Raw genomic sequence first — 14,844 nt, 5'->3', positions numbered from 1 at the left:
GGTAGTGGTCCGTGAGGATGATCGCGCCGTCGGCGCCGACAGCCTTGGAATGGGCATCGGACGTGACAGGAGCGCCGGACTGTGTCGTGGACACGGCAGGCGCAGAGATGTTCGAAGTCATCTTTCTCCTAATTTGTTGATGTTGTTGTTTCGGTGGGGAGCTTTCGCGTGCGGCGTGACATCGGCTCGTCCGCGCCAACCCATTCAACCGATCCGTCGCTAAAGAGCTGTTCCTTCCAGATCGGCACGCCGGCCTTGATGCGGTCCACCAGCTCGGAGCAGATGGTGAACGCCTGACGACGGTGGGCGGCGGATACGGCGCAGACCAGGGCCACGTCGCCGACCTCAAGGGTGCCGGTGCGGTGGGCAGCCCAAATGCGGACGGGGTAGCCGGTCTCCGCCGAGTATTCGTCGAGGAGGGTGGCCACAACCTCCAGCATGGCCTTCGATGCAGTGGGATGCGCCGTGTAACTCAGGCGCTCGACAGCCTTACCCTCGTCATGGTTGCGGACAACCCCTCGGAAGCTGACAACGGCGCCCGCCTCGGGACCTTCGACCGCGGTAAGGGCATCGTCCTCTGAGATGGGATCTTCGGTGAGGACGGCCCCGATTACTTCAATATCAGCCACTGGTTTCCTTTCAGTTGTTCAGCGGCGGTGCCAGCCGTTCTTCGCCTACGTACACGTTGAGGCTCTTGCCCCGGCTGAAACCCACAAGGGTGATGCCAGTCTCGGCGGCGAGGTCCGCCGCCAGGCTTGAGGGTGCGCTGACCGCCGCCAACACCGGGATGCCGGCAAGGGCAGCCTTCTGAACGAGTTCAAAGGACGCCCTGCCAGAGACCTGCAGGACCGTTCCGCGCAAGGGCAGACGGCCTTCTCGCAGCGCCCACCCGATCACCTTGTCCACCGCGTTGTGGCGGCCCACGTCCTCACGGAGGCACAGCAGCTCGGCCTCACCGCCGTCGGTGATTCTGAACAGCCCTGCCGCGTGGACGCCCCCGGTTTTGTCGAACAGCGCCTGGGCTTCGCGCAACTGTTCCGGGAGCCGCGCCAGTACGTCGACCGGGACCCGCAGCTGGTCTTCCTCGAGGCCGAAGGTGAGGGTCTTGCGCACGGCCTCGATGGACGTGCTGCCACAGATTCCGCAGGAGCTGGAGGTGTAAACGTGCCGGCCGGTATCCGGCAGCGCCAGACCGGGACGGAACTGGGCTTCAACGACGTTGAACGTTTGCCTGCCCTGTTCATCCTCACCTGAGCAAAAGCGGAGCGACACGAGGTCCGACTGGGCCCTGATGATGCCTTCAGAGACCAGGAAGCCGGCAACGAGGTCAAAATCGTCACCGGGTGTCCGCATGGTCACGGCAAAGGACATGCTGCCGAATCGGATTTCCAGCGGTTCCTCGGCCGCCAGCACATCCTCCCTGAGCCGCACGGGGTATTCGATGGCGGCCGCGGAGCCGTCCAGGAGGTACCGGTGGACCTTTCGCCGTTGGGTCATGCGTGCCACGTCGTGAACACTCCTCGCCTGTTCGTCCTCATCTGATCCTCATGGCCATGCCGGTGTATTGTGCAGCTCCGGGCGCCACGGGAGGGGGAATGCCGGAACCGGCTCCCCCAACTGGACGCCGTGCGACGGGACCACCATTACCCCGTCGGCCGAGGCCAGGCCTCGCATCATGCCGGGGCCGGTGTAGCGGACCGGAGTCGCGAGGCCGCTGGCCCACCGGAAGGGCATAAGCCGTGTGGACGCAGCGTGGGGGCCGATGACCGTGCCGCACGGCAGCCGGCAGATGTCGGCGAGGGGCTGGTGGCCCAGAGCGGCCAGGAGCGGAGCGCCAATGGTGAAAAGGGCCATTAAGGCAGCCAGCGGGTTGCCCGGGAGCCCGACGACGAAACGGCCGTTGGGCAGTTTGGCCAAGGCGGCCGGGTGGCCGGGCCGCATGGCGATGCCGTCAATGAGCAGCCGTCCGCCGAGCGCTGCCGTAGCAGTTCGGAAATGGTCCGCGCCGGAGCGCCCTGTGCCGCCTGTGGTGACGATGACGTCCGACCACTGCCCCATCGGCGCTTCCAGTGCCCCAAGTGCGCTGAGCCATTCCTCGTAGGAGTCCCCGATGCGGATCAGCGACCCCGGGATGCCTCCGAGCATCTGGATGACTGTGCTGAGCTGGGGCCCGAAAGCGTCCCTGACCTCTCCCGGTGCCGGGAGACTGGCGGTAACCACCTCTGATCCAGTAACCAGCATTTTGACCAGGGGCTTGCCCCGAACTTCCAGCTGATCGAATCCGGCAACCGCGGCCAAGGCGATGTGGGCAGGGTTCAAGACTGTCCCCGCGGGGATCAGCACTTCACCTGCTGCCGCTTCCTCGCCCGACTTGCGGATGTGCTGGCCGGGATGAGGTTCACCGGGCGGTGCCCCCTCGGCCACCTTCAGCATGGTCTGGCCGCCCGTGGTGGCGGTAAGCTGTCCGCTCTCGACCCGGAGCACGGCATGGGAGCCCGGAGGTATTACTCCGCCGGTGACGACGGTACTGGCCTGCCCGCTGCCGAGAGGCTTCCCTGGTTCGGTCAGCACCCAAGGGCCGGCCCCATTGACCGTCCAGCCATCCATTGCGGACGAGGCGTAATGGGGCATCTCCTGAAGTGCGATGAGGTCAGCCGCCAGCGTCCTTCCGTTCGCCTCCCTCAGCGGAATCCGCCCTGGTCCGAGAGGCCTGGCGCAATCAAAAGCCAAGCGGCGCGCTTCCGCCCAGGTGTGTTCCCCGTCCGCGGTCCGCCCGCCGTCCTTGCCAGGACTGGCGACAATTGGAAGGGCTTGAGCTGCCACTGGTCGTTCCCTCGTTGCTGAAATGGTTTTTATCGGTTCGTTTCCCGAAAGCGGTGTTTCGGCGCTTACCTCCCCAGGTATTCAGGCCAACCGAAACACCGTTTACGGGAAACGACATCGCTTTCCATGACTCTGGTCATGAGGCCCCGGCGCCGCGCTCTAAGCATCGGTCCGGCTTTGCAGGCGGTCCGGCCTCCTTTACTAGAGAAATCCGGAGCGGCAACGACTGATATTTATAATATATCGCAAAGATATATCAAGCGGAAGGCCTGTGTGGTTGATTGCACCGTTTCCTTAGCGGCCCATGATCAGGCTGAGTGCCTCGGCCCGGGCTGCCGGCAGGCGCAGCTCACCCCGTACTGCGGAAGTGATGGTTTTTGCGCCCGGTTTCCTGACGCCCCTCATGGACATGCAGAGATGTTCGCATTCCACCACGACAATCGCGCCAAGCGGCCGGAGGGCAGAGACGAGGGCATCCACCACTTGGGTTGTCAGCCGTTCCTGCACCTGCGGCCTCCGCGCGAATGCATCCACCAGCCGTGCCAGCTTGCTCAGGCCCGTTACCAGGCCCTCGGCTGAAGGGATATAGCCAACGTGGGCCACCCCGTGGAAGGGCACCAAGTGGTGCTCGCAGGTGGAGTAGAAGGGAATGTCCTTGACGAGGACCAGTTCCTCATGGCCGAGGTCGAACGTCTTATTCAGGATCGATGCGGGATCCTCGTGAAGGCCACCGTACATTTCGACGGCGGCACGTGCCACGCGTGCCGGAGTCTCAGCCAGGCCAGGCCTGTCAGGGTCCTCGCCGACGGCGAGGAGGAACTCACGGACCGCCCGCTCCACCCGTGGGCGGTCCACTCCTTGGCTGTCCACCCCCTTGCTGTCCAGCCGGGTACCGTGGAATCCGAGGCTGTGCAGTCCGACTTCAACATCGCTATCCATGCCTGTGCGCTCCCGCCGGTTCCAGCCTGACAATGACCGACTTGGACGTCGGGGTTCCGCTGGTGTCCGCTACCGAGTCCAGCGGCACGAGCACGTTGGTTTCGGGGTAGTAGGAGGCTGCGCAACCCTTGGGCGTCGAGTAGGACACGATGCGGAAGCTCTCCGCCCGGCGTTCGGTTCCACGGAACTCCGAGACGAGATCGACCATGTCCCCGTCCGCGTAGCCCATGTCGGCGATGTCCGCTTCATTGACCAGTACTACACGCCGGCCTCCGTGTATTCCGCGGTACCGGTCGTCCTTGCCATAGATGGTGGTGTTGTACTGGTCGTGGGAACGAAGGGTCTGCAGGATCAGGCGGCCGGGTGGGACCCGAAGGTACTCCAGGGCGTTCGAGGTAAAGTGCGCCTTGCCGGAGCGGGTCTTGAATTCCCTGGTGTCCCGGGGCGGGTGCGGCAGAACGAAGCCGCCAGGGTTCTGGATTTTCTCCTCGAAATTCTCGAAGCCATCGATGACGGCTTCGATGTGCTTCCTGATCAGGGAGTAATCGTCCCGGAGTGAGAGCCAGTTGGTTACCGGCGTGTTGGGGCGGGGGATTCCGGAGGCGTCCGTGAACACCTTGTGGGCGAGGTTGCAGACGATGGCGACCTCGGACATCAGCTGTTCGCTTGCGGGCTTCAGCCGGCCGCGGGATGCATGGACGGCGCTCATCGAATCCTCCACGGTCACCCTCTGGTCGCCAGACTGCTGGGTATCCCTCTCCGTGCGCCCCAGGGTCGGGAGGATGAGGGCGCGCTTTCCGGTTGCCACGTGGGAATGGTTCAGTTTCGTTGAAATCTGCACCGTCAGACGGGTGTTGGCCAGCGCCTGCTCGGTTACATCGGAGTCCGGAGCCGCCCGGACGAAGTTCCCGCCCATGCCCACGAACAGCCGGACCTTGCCGTCGCGCATGGCCCGGATGGCAGCGACCGTGTCGTAGCCGTGGGCCCGGGGTGAACGGAACTGGAATTCCTGGTCGAGCCTGTCGTGGAAGCTCTCCGGCATCTGTTCGAAGATGCCCATGGTCCGGTCGCCCTGGACGTTGGAGTGGCCACGGACGGGGCAAACCCCCGCTCCGGGTTTACCGATGTTGCCCTGAAGCAGCAGGACGTTGACCACGTCGCGGAGGGTGGGCACTGAATGCTTGTGCTGTGTCAGGCCCATCGCCCAGCAGACGATGGTTGAGCCTGACGCCAGGAGACGTTCGCCGGTGGCCGCGATCTGTTCCATGCTGAGGCCGCTCGCCTCGGTGATGTCGTCCCAGCGGACCTGTTCCAGCTGCGTAAGGTAGGCATCGAGGCCGACTGTGTGGTTGTCGATGAAGTCGTGGTCCAAAACCGTTGCCGAGCCCGGGCTGTGCCTGCCTGCACGTTCCGCTTCCAGCAGGTATTTCCCCAGGCCTTGGAACAGTGCCTGGTCGCCGCCGGCCCTGATCTGGAGGAAATCGTCAGTCAGCTGGGTGCCAAGCAGTGTGCCTGAGACGGTCTGCGGGTTCTCGAAATGAAACAGCCCCGCCTCGGGCAGCGGATTGATGGATACGATGGCGGCCCCGTTTTTCTTGGCCTTTTCCAGGGCACTGAGCATGCGCGGGTGATTGGTGCCCGGATTCTGGCCGGCGACGAAGATCAGGGCGGCCGTTTCCAGATCCTTGAGGCTGACCGATCCTTTGCCAATGCCTATGGTCTCCACCAAGGCCGACCCGGAAGACTCGTGGCACATGTTCGAACAGTCCGGGAGGTTGTTCGTGCCCACCCCGCGGACGAGCAACTGGTACACAAATGCCGCTTCGTTGGATGTCCTTCCGGAGGTGTAGAAGACGCTCTGGTCGGGGTCATCCATGTCCCTGAGTTCCTGGGCGATCAGTTCCAGGGCGTCGTCCCACTGGATTGGCCTGTAGTGGGTTGCGCCTTCATCCAGCACCATCGGGTGCGTCAGCCTGCCCTGCTGCCCAAGCCAGTAGTCATCGCGTGTCTTCAAGTCGGCAATGGAATGCCGGGCGAAGAATTCCGGCGTGACGCGGCGGCGTGTAGCCTCCTCCGCCACCGCCTTCGCACCGTTCTCGCAGAATTCCGCCGCATTGCGCTTGTCGTGTTCTGGCCAGGCGCAGCCCATGCAGTCAAAGCCGTCGATTTGGTTGACCGCCATGAGGGTCTGTACGCTCCGGAGCGGTCCCATTTGCTCAAGGGATATCTTCAGTGCGTTGGCCACTGCCGGGATGCCCACGGCCTTGGTTTTGGGTTTGCCGACGGTCAGCTTTGACTCATCGATGTTGTGGCGGGGGGCTTTAGAGGCCATGGGCTCTTCCTTCAAAAGTATGCGGTCGTTTCGTGCTCACCGTCCGCCGTTCAACTCCCGGCATGGGGAACCTCGACCGTGATGAGGTCACCGTCGTGGCGGAAGAACATACGGCGGCCGCGGCCTGCGGCCAGGACCAGCCAGATGATGGTGCCATCCTCGGTCACGTCGTCAATCCAGCCGCTGTGGGGAACCGTGAATGATTCCAGCACTGTGACGAAGTCGCCTGGGATGAGCGCGCTCCAGTCTTCCACGACCTTCGTGCAGGTTGTGGTGCTGCTGGGATGTGGCGCAGTGCGGCCTGCCGTGACTGTCCCGGTCATTGCGTGAGTACGGGCAATCGGGCTGAGCGTGACTGTTCGCGTGCCGCTTCGGCGGTGTGGAGAAGAAGCAGGGACGTGGTGACTGAGCCGACGCCGCCAGGGACCGGTGTCAGTGCGGCGGCAACAGCCTGGACACTGGCTTCGTCGACATCGCCGGCGAGCGAGCCATCGGAAAGCACATTGGTACCAACGTCGATGACCACTGAGTGGTCAGCAACGTCCGACCCTGTGAGGAGCCCGGTGCGGCCGGCAGCGACAACCACGATGTCGGCGGTCCTGGTGTACTTCGCCAGGGGGCCCGACCGCGAGTGGCAGACCGTGGTGGTGGCGTCTTTCTGCAGCAGCAGGAGGGACAACGGCTTTCCAACCACGGCTGAACGTCCTACCACCACCACGCTGCGGCCCGCCACAGGGATGTCAAAGTGGTCCAGGATTTCGATGACCGCGCGTGCTGTAGCGGGGGCGAAGGCGCGCTGGCCCACGGCGAGCAGCCCCAGGCTCAAAGGATTAGCGCCATCGATATCCTTTTCCGGGGCGATGTGCCTGACCAGTTCCTGGCTTCTCACACCGGCGGGCAGGGGAGTCTGCAGGATGATTCCATTGACCGAAGGCTCCGCGCTGATGTCTTTCAGGACGGAGACCAGTACCTGCTCGGTCGCGTCGGGGCCGAGGTCTATGATCCTGCAGTCGATGCCGGCAGTTTCCGTAGCGCGCTCAATGGATCGCACATACCAGTGGGTCGAGCTGTCCTCGGTCGCGACTACGACGGCGAGGGTCGGGCGTACGCCTTCATCGGCCAGCGCTTTGGCTTCTTTCTGGGCCTTTTGCTGTATCAGTTTGGCGAGGGGTTTGCCGGAGAGCACAGTGGCCGTCATCCGAGGATCCTTTCCCGTACGTGCTGAGAGAGAGAGTCGGCTGCCAGGACGACTTTTTCTTCGAGGCCGTCAGTTTGTTCGGCCAGCGTTGCACGCGCGTGGGTGTCTTTTATCGCTACGACGTTGATGTCTATGTTGACGCGCGCGGTAGTGGCAGCTGCCCTGGCCGCGTCGGCCGCTGCTGCAATGTCGCTGATGACATTGGGGTTGGCAATGTTTAGAAGTTCGGCGGCAAGATCCACTACGGCGCCTGACAGCTTGATCAGCTGGACGGGCGGTTGAGCAGCGTTGACGAGTGCGGCTTGTATGGCGCCTGCGCGTGTCTCACGTTCAGAATCGTTCGCGGCGGGCAGCTTGTAAGAGGCGATCACGTCCGCGAAGGCGACTTCATCGGCGTCGGCCAGCCGTAGCGCCTCGTCAATGAGGTGGTCGGCGGCGGAAATGATCCTTGAGGTTGTCTGTTCGTGCTGCTCATATTTCCCGCCGGTGCTGAATCTTGCCACCATGGCCACCAGGGCTGCTCCCTGCGCTGCATGGAGCGCCGCGGCCGCGCCGCCACCTGGGGTGGGGTTCCGCGAGGCAAGCCTGCCGAGGTAGTCGTTGAGTGTTTCTGAACCGATCATTTGTCCATTCCTGGGCTGGTTGAGGCTGAGGCGGGAAGGGGGCCGCGCGCAGCCCGGCTCCCGTTGCGAGGATGAGGCCGGGCTGCGCGCCCCCAAGGGGCCCGGCGGCTGGTTAGCCGCGGAGCCTGGTCATTTTCGGGTCGTACAGGGGATCCTCAGTAACAGTGGCCCTGATGCGTCGTCCGAAGTATTCGATCTCGACAGAATCGCCAATGGAAACGGTCGCCGGAAGGTAGGCGTAGGCGATCGGCTTGGCGACGGTGTAGCCGTAGGCCGCGCTGGTCACGTAGCCGACCGATTGCTCCTTGTAGTACACGGGTTCCTTGCCCAGGACGATGGACCTGCCGTCGTCGATGGTCAGGCACCGCAGCCGGCGGGCAGAACCTTCCTCCGTCCGGCCTTCGAGTGCACCCTTGCCGACGAAGCTGTCCTTGGTCATCTTGACGGCGAAGCCGAGACCCGCCTCAAACGGGTCATGTTCGGTGGTCATGTCCGCCCCCCACGAGCGGTATCCCTTTTCCAGGCGCAGGGAACTGAAGGCCGCACGTCCGGCTGCGATGACGCCGAACGGCTGCCCGGCCTTCCACAGCGCATCCCAGAGCCTCTGGCCGTACTCGGCGCTTGTGTAAAGCTCCCAGCCCAGTTCACCGACGTAGGAGAGTCGCATTGCCGTCACGGGCACTCCGCCGATGACAACTTCCTTTGCCCGGAAGTACCGGAGACCGTCGTTGGAGAAGTCGTCCTCGCTGATGCCGCTCACCAGGTTGCGGGCCAGGGGGCCCCAGAGCCCGATGCAGCACGTGCCGCCTGTGGTGTCCCGAACCTGCACCCAATCCGTGGCCGAGCCGCTTTGGGTTTGGTGCCGGGCCGCCCGGGTGAAGTATGCCGTGTCGATGTTGCCGTTGGCTCCCAGCTGGAACCGGTCCTCGCTGAGGCGTGCAACAGTGATGTCACTCCGCACGCCGCCGGCGTGGTCGAGCAGCAGTGTGTAGGTGACGGCTCCGGGCTTCTTGTCCAGGTCCGCTGTGGTGAGCTCCTGGAGCAGCTTCAGGACGCCAGGGCCTGAGACTTCCAGCCGCTTGAGCGGGGTCATGTCGTACATGGCCACTGCCGTGCGGGTCTTCCAGGCCTCAGCGGCTGCGATCGGGGAGCTGAACATCTGTGCCCAGGCGTCGCGGGCCGGGGGCAGCCATTCCGTGGGCATTTCCTTGAGGAGTCCGGCGTTGGCTTCAAACCAATAGGGCCGTTCCCATCCTCCGGATTCCAGGAAGAAGCCGCCCAGTTCCTTGTGCCGCGCATGGAACGGGCTGACGCGGAGGTTGCGCGGGGAAAGCCGCGGCTGGAGCGGGTGGAGGACGTCGTAGATTTCCACGAAGTTCTGCTGCGACGTCTCGCTGACGTATTCAGGCGTGAGCTGGACGTCTTCGAAGCGGGTGATGTCGCACTCGCCCAGGTCGGTTTCTGACTTGCCGGTGGTGAGCAGTTCGGCCACCGCTTTCGCCACGCCGGCGGAGTGCGTTACCCACACGGCCTCCGCCACGAAGAAGCCATCGAGCTCCTTGGATTCGCCGATGAGCGGTCCGCCGTCCGGGGTGAAGGAGAAGATGCCGTTGAAGCCATCCTCGATTTCGCTTTCGGCCAGTCCGGGGAGCAGCTGCTTGGAGGCTTCCCATGCCGGAAGGAAGTCTTCCAGGGTGAAGTCGAGGCGGGAGGGCATGTTGTGTTCGTTGACGGACTCCGGGCTGAAAGTCCCCAGATCCTCGAGGTCAACGGGCATGGGGCGGTGGGCGTAAGAACCGATGCCGTAGCGCTCGCCGTGCTCCCGGTAGTAAAGGTCCTGGTCCTGGTGGCGGAGGATGGGCAGCGTGGCGCCGTTGGGAAGTTCGTTGCGTCCCTTCAGCTCGGGCACGGGGGCAGTCTTGACGTACTGGTGCGCCAGCGGCAGGAGAGGCACTGACATGCCAATCAGGGCGCCGATCTTTGCGCCCCAGAATCCGCCGCATGAGATGACGATGTCGGCGGGAATAACGCCCTCCGAGGTTTCAACGCCGGTAACGCGCCGGTTCGACTGCTCTATGCCTGTCACCGTGGTGGAGCCCAGGTATTTGACCCCCGCAGCCTCCGTGCGCCTCATGAGCAGCTGCACGGCACGGGCGGCGCTGGCCAGGCCGTCGCTGGGCACGTGGAGGCCGCCGAGAACGTCCTCGTCGTTCAGAAGCGGGTAGAGTTCCTTACATTCAGCAGGCGACAGTATGGTTCCCTCGATGCCCCAGGAGGCTGCATAGCCCAGCTTCCTTTTCAGGTCGGCGAGGCGGGTCTCGGTGGTTGCAACTTCCAGACCGCCCACCTGGTTGAAGCAGCTGACGCCGTCCTCGCTCAGGGAGAGCAGCTTTTCGACCGTGTACTTGGCGAAAGTGGTCATGGTCTTGGAGGGGTTGGTCTGGAAGACCAGGCCCGGGGCGTGCGACGTGGAGCCGCCCGGCATATTCAGGGGACCCTGGTCCAGGACCGTGATGTTGTTCCAGCCACGGGCCACCAGTTCGTCGGCGACATTAGTGCCGACAATTCCAGCGCCGATGATGACAATGCGTGGTGTCGATGCCATTTCTATTTTCTCCTGCTGATTTGAATGTGCGCTTGTGCTGCTTGTGCCTGGCTGCTCTACCGGAAGACGACCGTGCTGGACTGGTCCAGCAGGACACGGTGCTCGCAGTGCCAGCGGACTGCCCGCGACAGCGCCAAAGCCTCTGCATCCTGGCCCACTGTTGAGAGGGAGGTCGGCCCATAACTGTGGTCGACGCGGATGACTTCCTGCTCGATGATCGGACCTTCATCGAGGTCCGCGGTCACGTAGTGGGCAGTTGCCCCGACAAGCTTGACGCCGCGGTCGTAGGCCTGGTGGTAAGGACGTGCACCCTTGAAACCCGGCAGGAACGAGTGGTGGATGTTGATTGCCCTTCCCTCGAGAGCCCGGCACAGGTCGTTGGAAAGCACCTGCATGTACCGGGCCAGGACAACCAGGTCAACGTTGTACTCGTCGACCAGTTCGAGCAGGCGGCGCTCGGCGTCTTCCTTGGTCTCCGGGGTGACCGGGATGTGCACGAAGGGCAGGCCGGCAGCCTCTGCCATGGCCCTGTGTGTTTCGTGGTTGGAAACCACGACGACGAGATCTCCGCCCAGGCTGCCCCCGCGCCAGCGGAAAATCAGGTCGTTCAGGCAGTGCCCAAACTTGGAGACCATTACCAGGACGCGCGCTTTGGTCTCGTCGTGAAAGCTGAACTTCATCTCGAAGCGTTCCGCAATGGACCGGAACTCCTCTTCGAGCCTGGCTGCGTCGAAGTCTGCAGGCCCCGAAAAAGCGGTACGCAGGTGCAGAGTCTGGCGCAGGCCGTCGTCGAACTGCTGGTGCTCCTCGATGTTAAATCCACGATCAAACAGGAACGTGGTCACTGCTTGAACGATACCGGCACGTTCGACGCACGACAGTGTGAGTACGAACTTCCGGCTAGTCGTTTCTCCAGAGGCTTCCACCTGCAGAGTTGGCCTTATTTCTTGGACGGTCTCCACCAGGGTCATGTGCCCTCCTTTAGATATATTCCTGATCACCTTATTGATATATTAGGACTGTGACCCAGCGTATACTGGTGAAAGGGAAGGGGTCAATAGTCATTTATTGGCCGATATGAGAGGCGGTACGGTGGCGTTTGAAGCTCTGGCGGTGACTGAGGACGTTGGTTCAAAATCCTTGGCCGACGTAGCCTACGAACGGATACGCGACAGCCTGCTGACCCTGGAAATCAAGCCTGGTGATCCGCTGTACGACGAAGGGCTCGCAAAGGAACTCGGCGTGGGACGGACTCCCGTGCGGGAGGCCCTAAAGCGGCTGGAGCTGGACAGGCTCGTCGTGACCTACCCGAGGCGCGGGACCTTTGCAACACGCGTAGAGGTGACAGACCTGGCGTTCATATCGGAAATCCGGGCGCAGCTGGAACCGCTCGCCGCTGCCCGTGCTGCCAGGGTGGCTACCGCGGCGGCCCGCGAGCGTCTACGGCTCATTGTGAGCGCCGTGGAGTCCTTCGACGTGGACAACGCATCTGTCGTGGAGACCCTGCAGCTGGACGCCCGCGTCCATCAGGGAATTTATGCCGCGGCGGGGAACCCGCATTTGGAGGACGTGCTCATACGCTATGACAACCTGGCCACGCGCATTTGGTGCATGGTGCTGGATCGCCTGCCCGACCTTTCCCGGCATGTGCATGAGCACATAGACCTGCTGCAAGCGGTGATCGACAAGGACGAGTCCCGCGCCGCGGACTTGGCGCGCGCTCACGTCAATGGCTTTGAAAAGGCCGTGCGGACGGCACTGTTCGCTGCCTAGCAGCGGCGAATGGTGGAGCGTTGCCGCCCCCTTACCCGCCCATCCTAAAGGGCGGGTAAGGCCGCTCGATTTGGTGGTTTAAGCCCTCCCGGGCAGGTGGCAGTGTTAGGGCAAAGAAATTTGTGGCCAACCGCCTTTGCCCTGAGCGGAATCGCCCGGGCAGCATCCGCCACCGAAAGCTAAGGCGCTTAATTAACCATGCCAGATACCTTGAACGGCAGAAGGACTGCGTTCCGGAGCGGGAATCCGTTGCGGGATCCGCGGGATCGTCGTCTGAATCGTATTGCGGGTCCGTCCTCGCTTGTGCTCTTTGGAGTCACGGGTGATTTGGCTCGTAAGAAGCTCATGCCTGCGGTGTATGACCTTGCCAACCGTGGGTTGTTGCCGCCGAGTTTCGCGCTGGTCGGTTTCGGCCGGCGGGAGTGGGATAACGAGGACTTCGCCGCGGAGGTGAAGGACGCGGTGAAGGCGTATGCGCGGACCGCGTTTGATGAGGCGGTGTGGAACCAGCTGTCGGAGGGCATCCGGTTCGTGCGGGGGGCGTTCGACGACGATGCGGCCTTTGAGCGGCTTGGTGAGACGATCGCTGAGCTGGACGAGACCCGCGGCACCCGCGGGAACCACGCGTTCTACCTCTCCATCCCGCCGAAGGCCTTCGAGCAGGTCTGCCGGCAGCTCTCCAAGCATGGCCTGGCGCAGGCCGAGGGTGAGAAGTGGCGGCGGGTGGTGATCGAGAAGCCGTTCGGGCATGATCTGGAATCGGCCCGGCAGCTGAATGACATCGTGGAGTCGGTGTTCCCGCAGGACGCGGTGTTCCGGATCGATCATTACCTGGGCAAGGAGACGGTGCAGAACATCCTGGCTTTGCGCTTCGCGAACCAGTTGTTCGAGCCGTTGTGGAACGCGAATTACGTGGACCATGTGCAGATCACCATGGCCGAGGACATCGGCACCGGCGGCCGGGCGGGGTATTACGACGGGGTGGGCGCGGCGCGGGACGTGATCCAGAACCACTTGCTGCAGCTGCTGGCGCTCACGGCGATGGAGGAGCCGATTTCCTTCAACGCGGACGATCTGCGTGCGGAGAAGGAGAAGGTCCTGGCCGCGGTGCGGTTGCCGGAGGATTTGTCCACGCATTCGGCGCGCGGGCAGTTCGCCGGCGGTTGGCAGGGCGGGGAGCAGGTGCTGGGGTACCTGGAGGAAGAGGGCATCCCGGCCGGTTCCACCACCGAGACGTATGCGGCGATCCGGGTGGATATCAACACCCGGCGCTGGTCCGGGGTGCCGTTCTATCTGCGGGCGGGCAAGCGGCTGGGCCGGCGGGTGACCGAGATCGCGGTGGTGTTCAAACGTGCCCCGAACCTGCTCTTCCGTGACCACGGGGATGATGACTTCGGCCAGAACGCCGTGGTGATCCGGGTCCAGCCCGACGAGGGCGCCACGATCCGGTTCGGGTCCAAGGTCCCGGGCACCCAGATGGAGGTGCGGGATGTGACCATGGACTTCGGCTACGGGCATTCCTTCACCGAGTCCAGCCCGGAAGCCTACGAGCGGCTGATCCTGGACGTGCTGCTCGGGGAGCCCCCGCTCTTCCCGCGGCACGAGGAAGTGGAGCTGTCCTGGAAGATCCTGGACCCCTTCGAAGACTACTGGGCCAGCCTGAACGAACAGCCCGAACCGTACGCGCCCGGCAGCTGGGGCCCGGCCTCCGCTGATGAGCTGCTTGCCCGTGACGGACGCACCTGGAGAAGGCCATGATTGTAGACCTGCCGAACACCACCACCTCCACCGTTTCGAAGAAGATCATGTCCCTGCGCGAGCAGGGCGGCGTGATCGCGCTGGGCCGGGTGCTCACCCTCGTGGTGGTCACCAAGTCCGGGCTGGAAGAGGAGGCCATCGAGGCCGCGAACGAGGCCAGCCGGGAACACCCCTGCCGGATCATCGTGCTCGCCGACGCCGGCTCCGCGGCCCCGAACCGGCTCGACGCCCAGATCCGGGTCGGCGGGGACGCCGGGGCCTCGGAGGTGATCGTGCTGCGCGGCTTCGGGGAACTCGCCGAGGAAAGCGAGTCCCTGGTCGCCGCGCTGCTGCTGCCCGACGCCCCGATCGTGGCCTGGTGGCCGCACGGGGCGCCGAAGAACGCGTCCGAAACCTCCATCGGCCGGATCGCGCACCGCCGGATCACCGATTCGGCGAACGAAGCCGAACCCCAGGTGGCGCTGGAGAACATCCGCAACACCTACAAAGCCGGCGACACCGACCTCGCCTGGACCCGCCTGACGAACTGGCGCATCCAGCTCGCCGCCGTGCTGGACCAGGTCGACTCCTCCCCGGTCACCGCCGTCGCGGTCGAAGGCGCCTCGGACTCCCCGTCCACCATCCTCCTCGCGGCCTGGCTCACGCTGTCCCTGGACGCCCCCGTGACCATCGTCGCGGACCCCGCCGGGACCGGCATCCGCCGCGTCCGCCTCACCCGCGCCAGCGGCGACGTCCAGCTCTTCCGCCCCGGACTCTCCATCGCCGAACTCACCCAACCCGGCCAGCCCGCCCA

13 protein-coding genes are annotated in these 14,844 nt (G+C 64.0%); 3 read left to right on the top strand and 10 right to left on the bottom strand.

Translation table 11 applies throughout. The features are described from left to right. Nucleotides 1–128: 128 nt before the first annotated feature. The 10 genes from AC3A3W_RS16525 to purU all read right to left on the bottom strand — a co-directional run bounded on the left by AC3A3W_RS16525 (nucleotide 129) and on the right by purU (nucleotide 11,491). Nucleotides 129–629: a molybdenum cofactor biosynthesis protein MoaE gene (locus AC3A3W_RS16525; protein ID WP_487444094.1), complete on the bottom strand. Its 501-nt coding sequence runs from the start codon at nucleotides 627–629 to the stop codon at nucleotides 129–131. Nucleotides 630–639: 10 nt separating this feature from the next. Beyond that, nucleotides 640–1,506 carry a formate dehydrogenase accessory sulfurtransferase FdhD gene (gene fdhD / locus AC3A3W_RS16520; protein WP_487444093.1) on the bottom strand — a complete coding sequence of 289 codons (867 nt, stop codon included), beginning with the start codon at nucleotides 1,504–1,506 and terminating at the stop codon, nucleotides 640–642. A gap of 39 nt (nucleotides 1,507–1,545) precedes the next feature. Beyond that, a complete protein-coding gene (locus AC3A3W_RS16515; RefSeq protein ID WP_487444095.1) occupies nucleotides 1,546–2,802 on the bottom strand; it encodes a molybdopterin molybdotransferase MoeA in 1,257 nt (418 codons plus the stop codon). A gap of 315 nt (nucleotides 2,803–3,117) precedes the next feature. After that, nucleotides 3,118–3,762, bottom strand: coding sequence for a GTP cyclohydrolase I FolE (folE, locus tag AC3A3W_RS16510; protein WP_487444092.1), 645 nt, complete (start codon nucleotides 3,760–3,762; stop codon nucleotides 3,118–3,120). Continuing rightward, nucleotides 3,755–6,094: an FdhF/YdeP family oxidoreductase gene (locus AC3A3W_RS16505; protein WP_487444091.1), complete on the bottom strand. Its 2,340-nt coding sequence runs from the start codon at nucleotides 6,092–6,094 to the stop codon at nucleotides 3,755–3,757. Before AC3A3W_RS16505 ends, folE begins: the two co-directional genes overlap by 8 nt. A 50-nt stretch (nucleotides 6,095–6,144) precedes the next feature. Then, entirely contained in the window at nucleotides 6,145–6,417 is a 273-nt protein-coding gene (locus AC3A3W_RS16500) for a hypothetical protein (protein ID WP_487444090.1), read from the bottom strand. Continuing rightward, nucleotides 6,414–7,292: a bifunctional 5,10-methylenetetrahydrofolate dehydrogenase/5,10-methenyltetrahydrofolate cyclohydrolase gene (locus AC3A3W_RS16495; protein ID WP_487444089.1), complete on the bottom strand. Its 879-nt coding sequence runs from the start codon at nucleotides 7,290–7,292 to the stop codon at nucleotides 6,414–6,416. Before AC3A3W_RS16495 ends, AC3A3W_RS16500 begins: the two co-directional genes overlap by 4 nt. Next, the gene (locus tag AC3A3W_RS16490; RefSeq protein ID WP_487444088.1) at nucleotides 7,289–7,915 is read right to left on the bottom strand and encodes a cyclodeaminase/cyclohydrolase family protein; all 627 of its coding nucleotides are present in this window, start codon (nucleotides 7,913–7,915) and stop codon (nucleotides 7,289–7,291) included. Before AC3A3W_RS16490 ends, AC3A3W_RS16495 begins: the two co-directional genes overlap by 4 nt. Before the next feature lie 112 nt (nucleotides 7,916–8,027). After that, nucleotides 8,028–10,520: a GcvT family protein gene (locus AC3A3W_RS16485; protein ID WP_487444087.1), complete on the bottom strand. Its 2,493-nt coding sequence runs from the start codon at nucleotides 10,518–10,520 to the stop codon at nucleotides 8,028–8,030. Between the two features lie 56 nt (nucleotides 10,521–10,576). Beyond that, nucleotides 10,577–11,491, bottom strand: a complete 915-nt coding sequence (gene purU, locus AC3A3W_RS16480) for a formyltetrahydrofolate deformylase (RefSeq protein WP_487444086.1) — start codon at nucleotides 11,489–11,491, stop codon at nucleotides 10,577–10,579. Nucleotides 11,492–11,612: 121 nt separating this feature from the next. On the opposite strand from purU, the gene AC3A3W_RS16475 reads away from it, so the two are divergent. The 3 genes from AC3A3W_RS16475 to AC3A3W_RS16465 all read left to right on the top strand — a co-directional run. Further along, nucleotides 11,613–12,293 carry a GntR family transcriptional regulator gene (locus AC3A3W_RS16475; protein ID WP_487444085.1) on the top strand — a complete coding sequence of 227 codons (681 nt, stop codon included), beginning with the start codon at nucleotides 11,613–11,615 and terminating at the stop codon, nucleotides 12,291–12,293. A gap of 198 nt (nucleotides 12,294–12,491) precedes the next feature. Then, nucleotides 12,492–14,051, top strand: coding sequence for a glucose-6-phosphate dehydrogenase (zwf, locus tag AC3A3W_RS16470; protein ID WP_487444084.1), 1,560 nt, complete (start codon nucleotides 12,492–12,494; stop codon nucleotides 14,049–14,051). Then, a partial coding sequence (locus AC3A3W_RS16465) for a glucose-6-phosphate dehydrogenase assembly protein OpcA (protein ID WP_487444083.1) occupies nucleotides 14,048–14,844 on the top strand: 797 nt, incomplete at its 3' end. The genes zwf and AC3A3W_RS16465, both read left to right, overlap by 4 nt.

The sequence above is a fragment of the Arthrobacter sp. Soil_N43 genome (assembly GCF_057655195.1).
The sequence above is the reverse complement of the archived record's forward strand: the minus strand, read 5'-3'. Positions and strand labels throughout refer to the sequence as shown.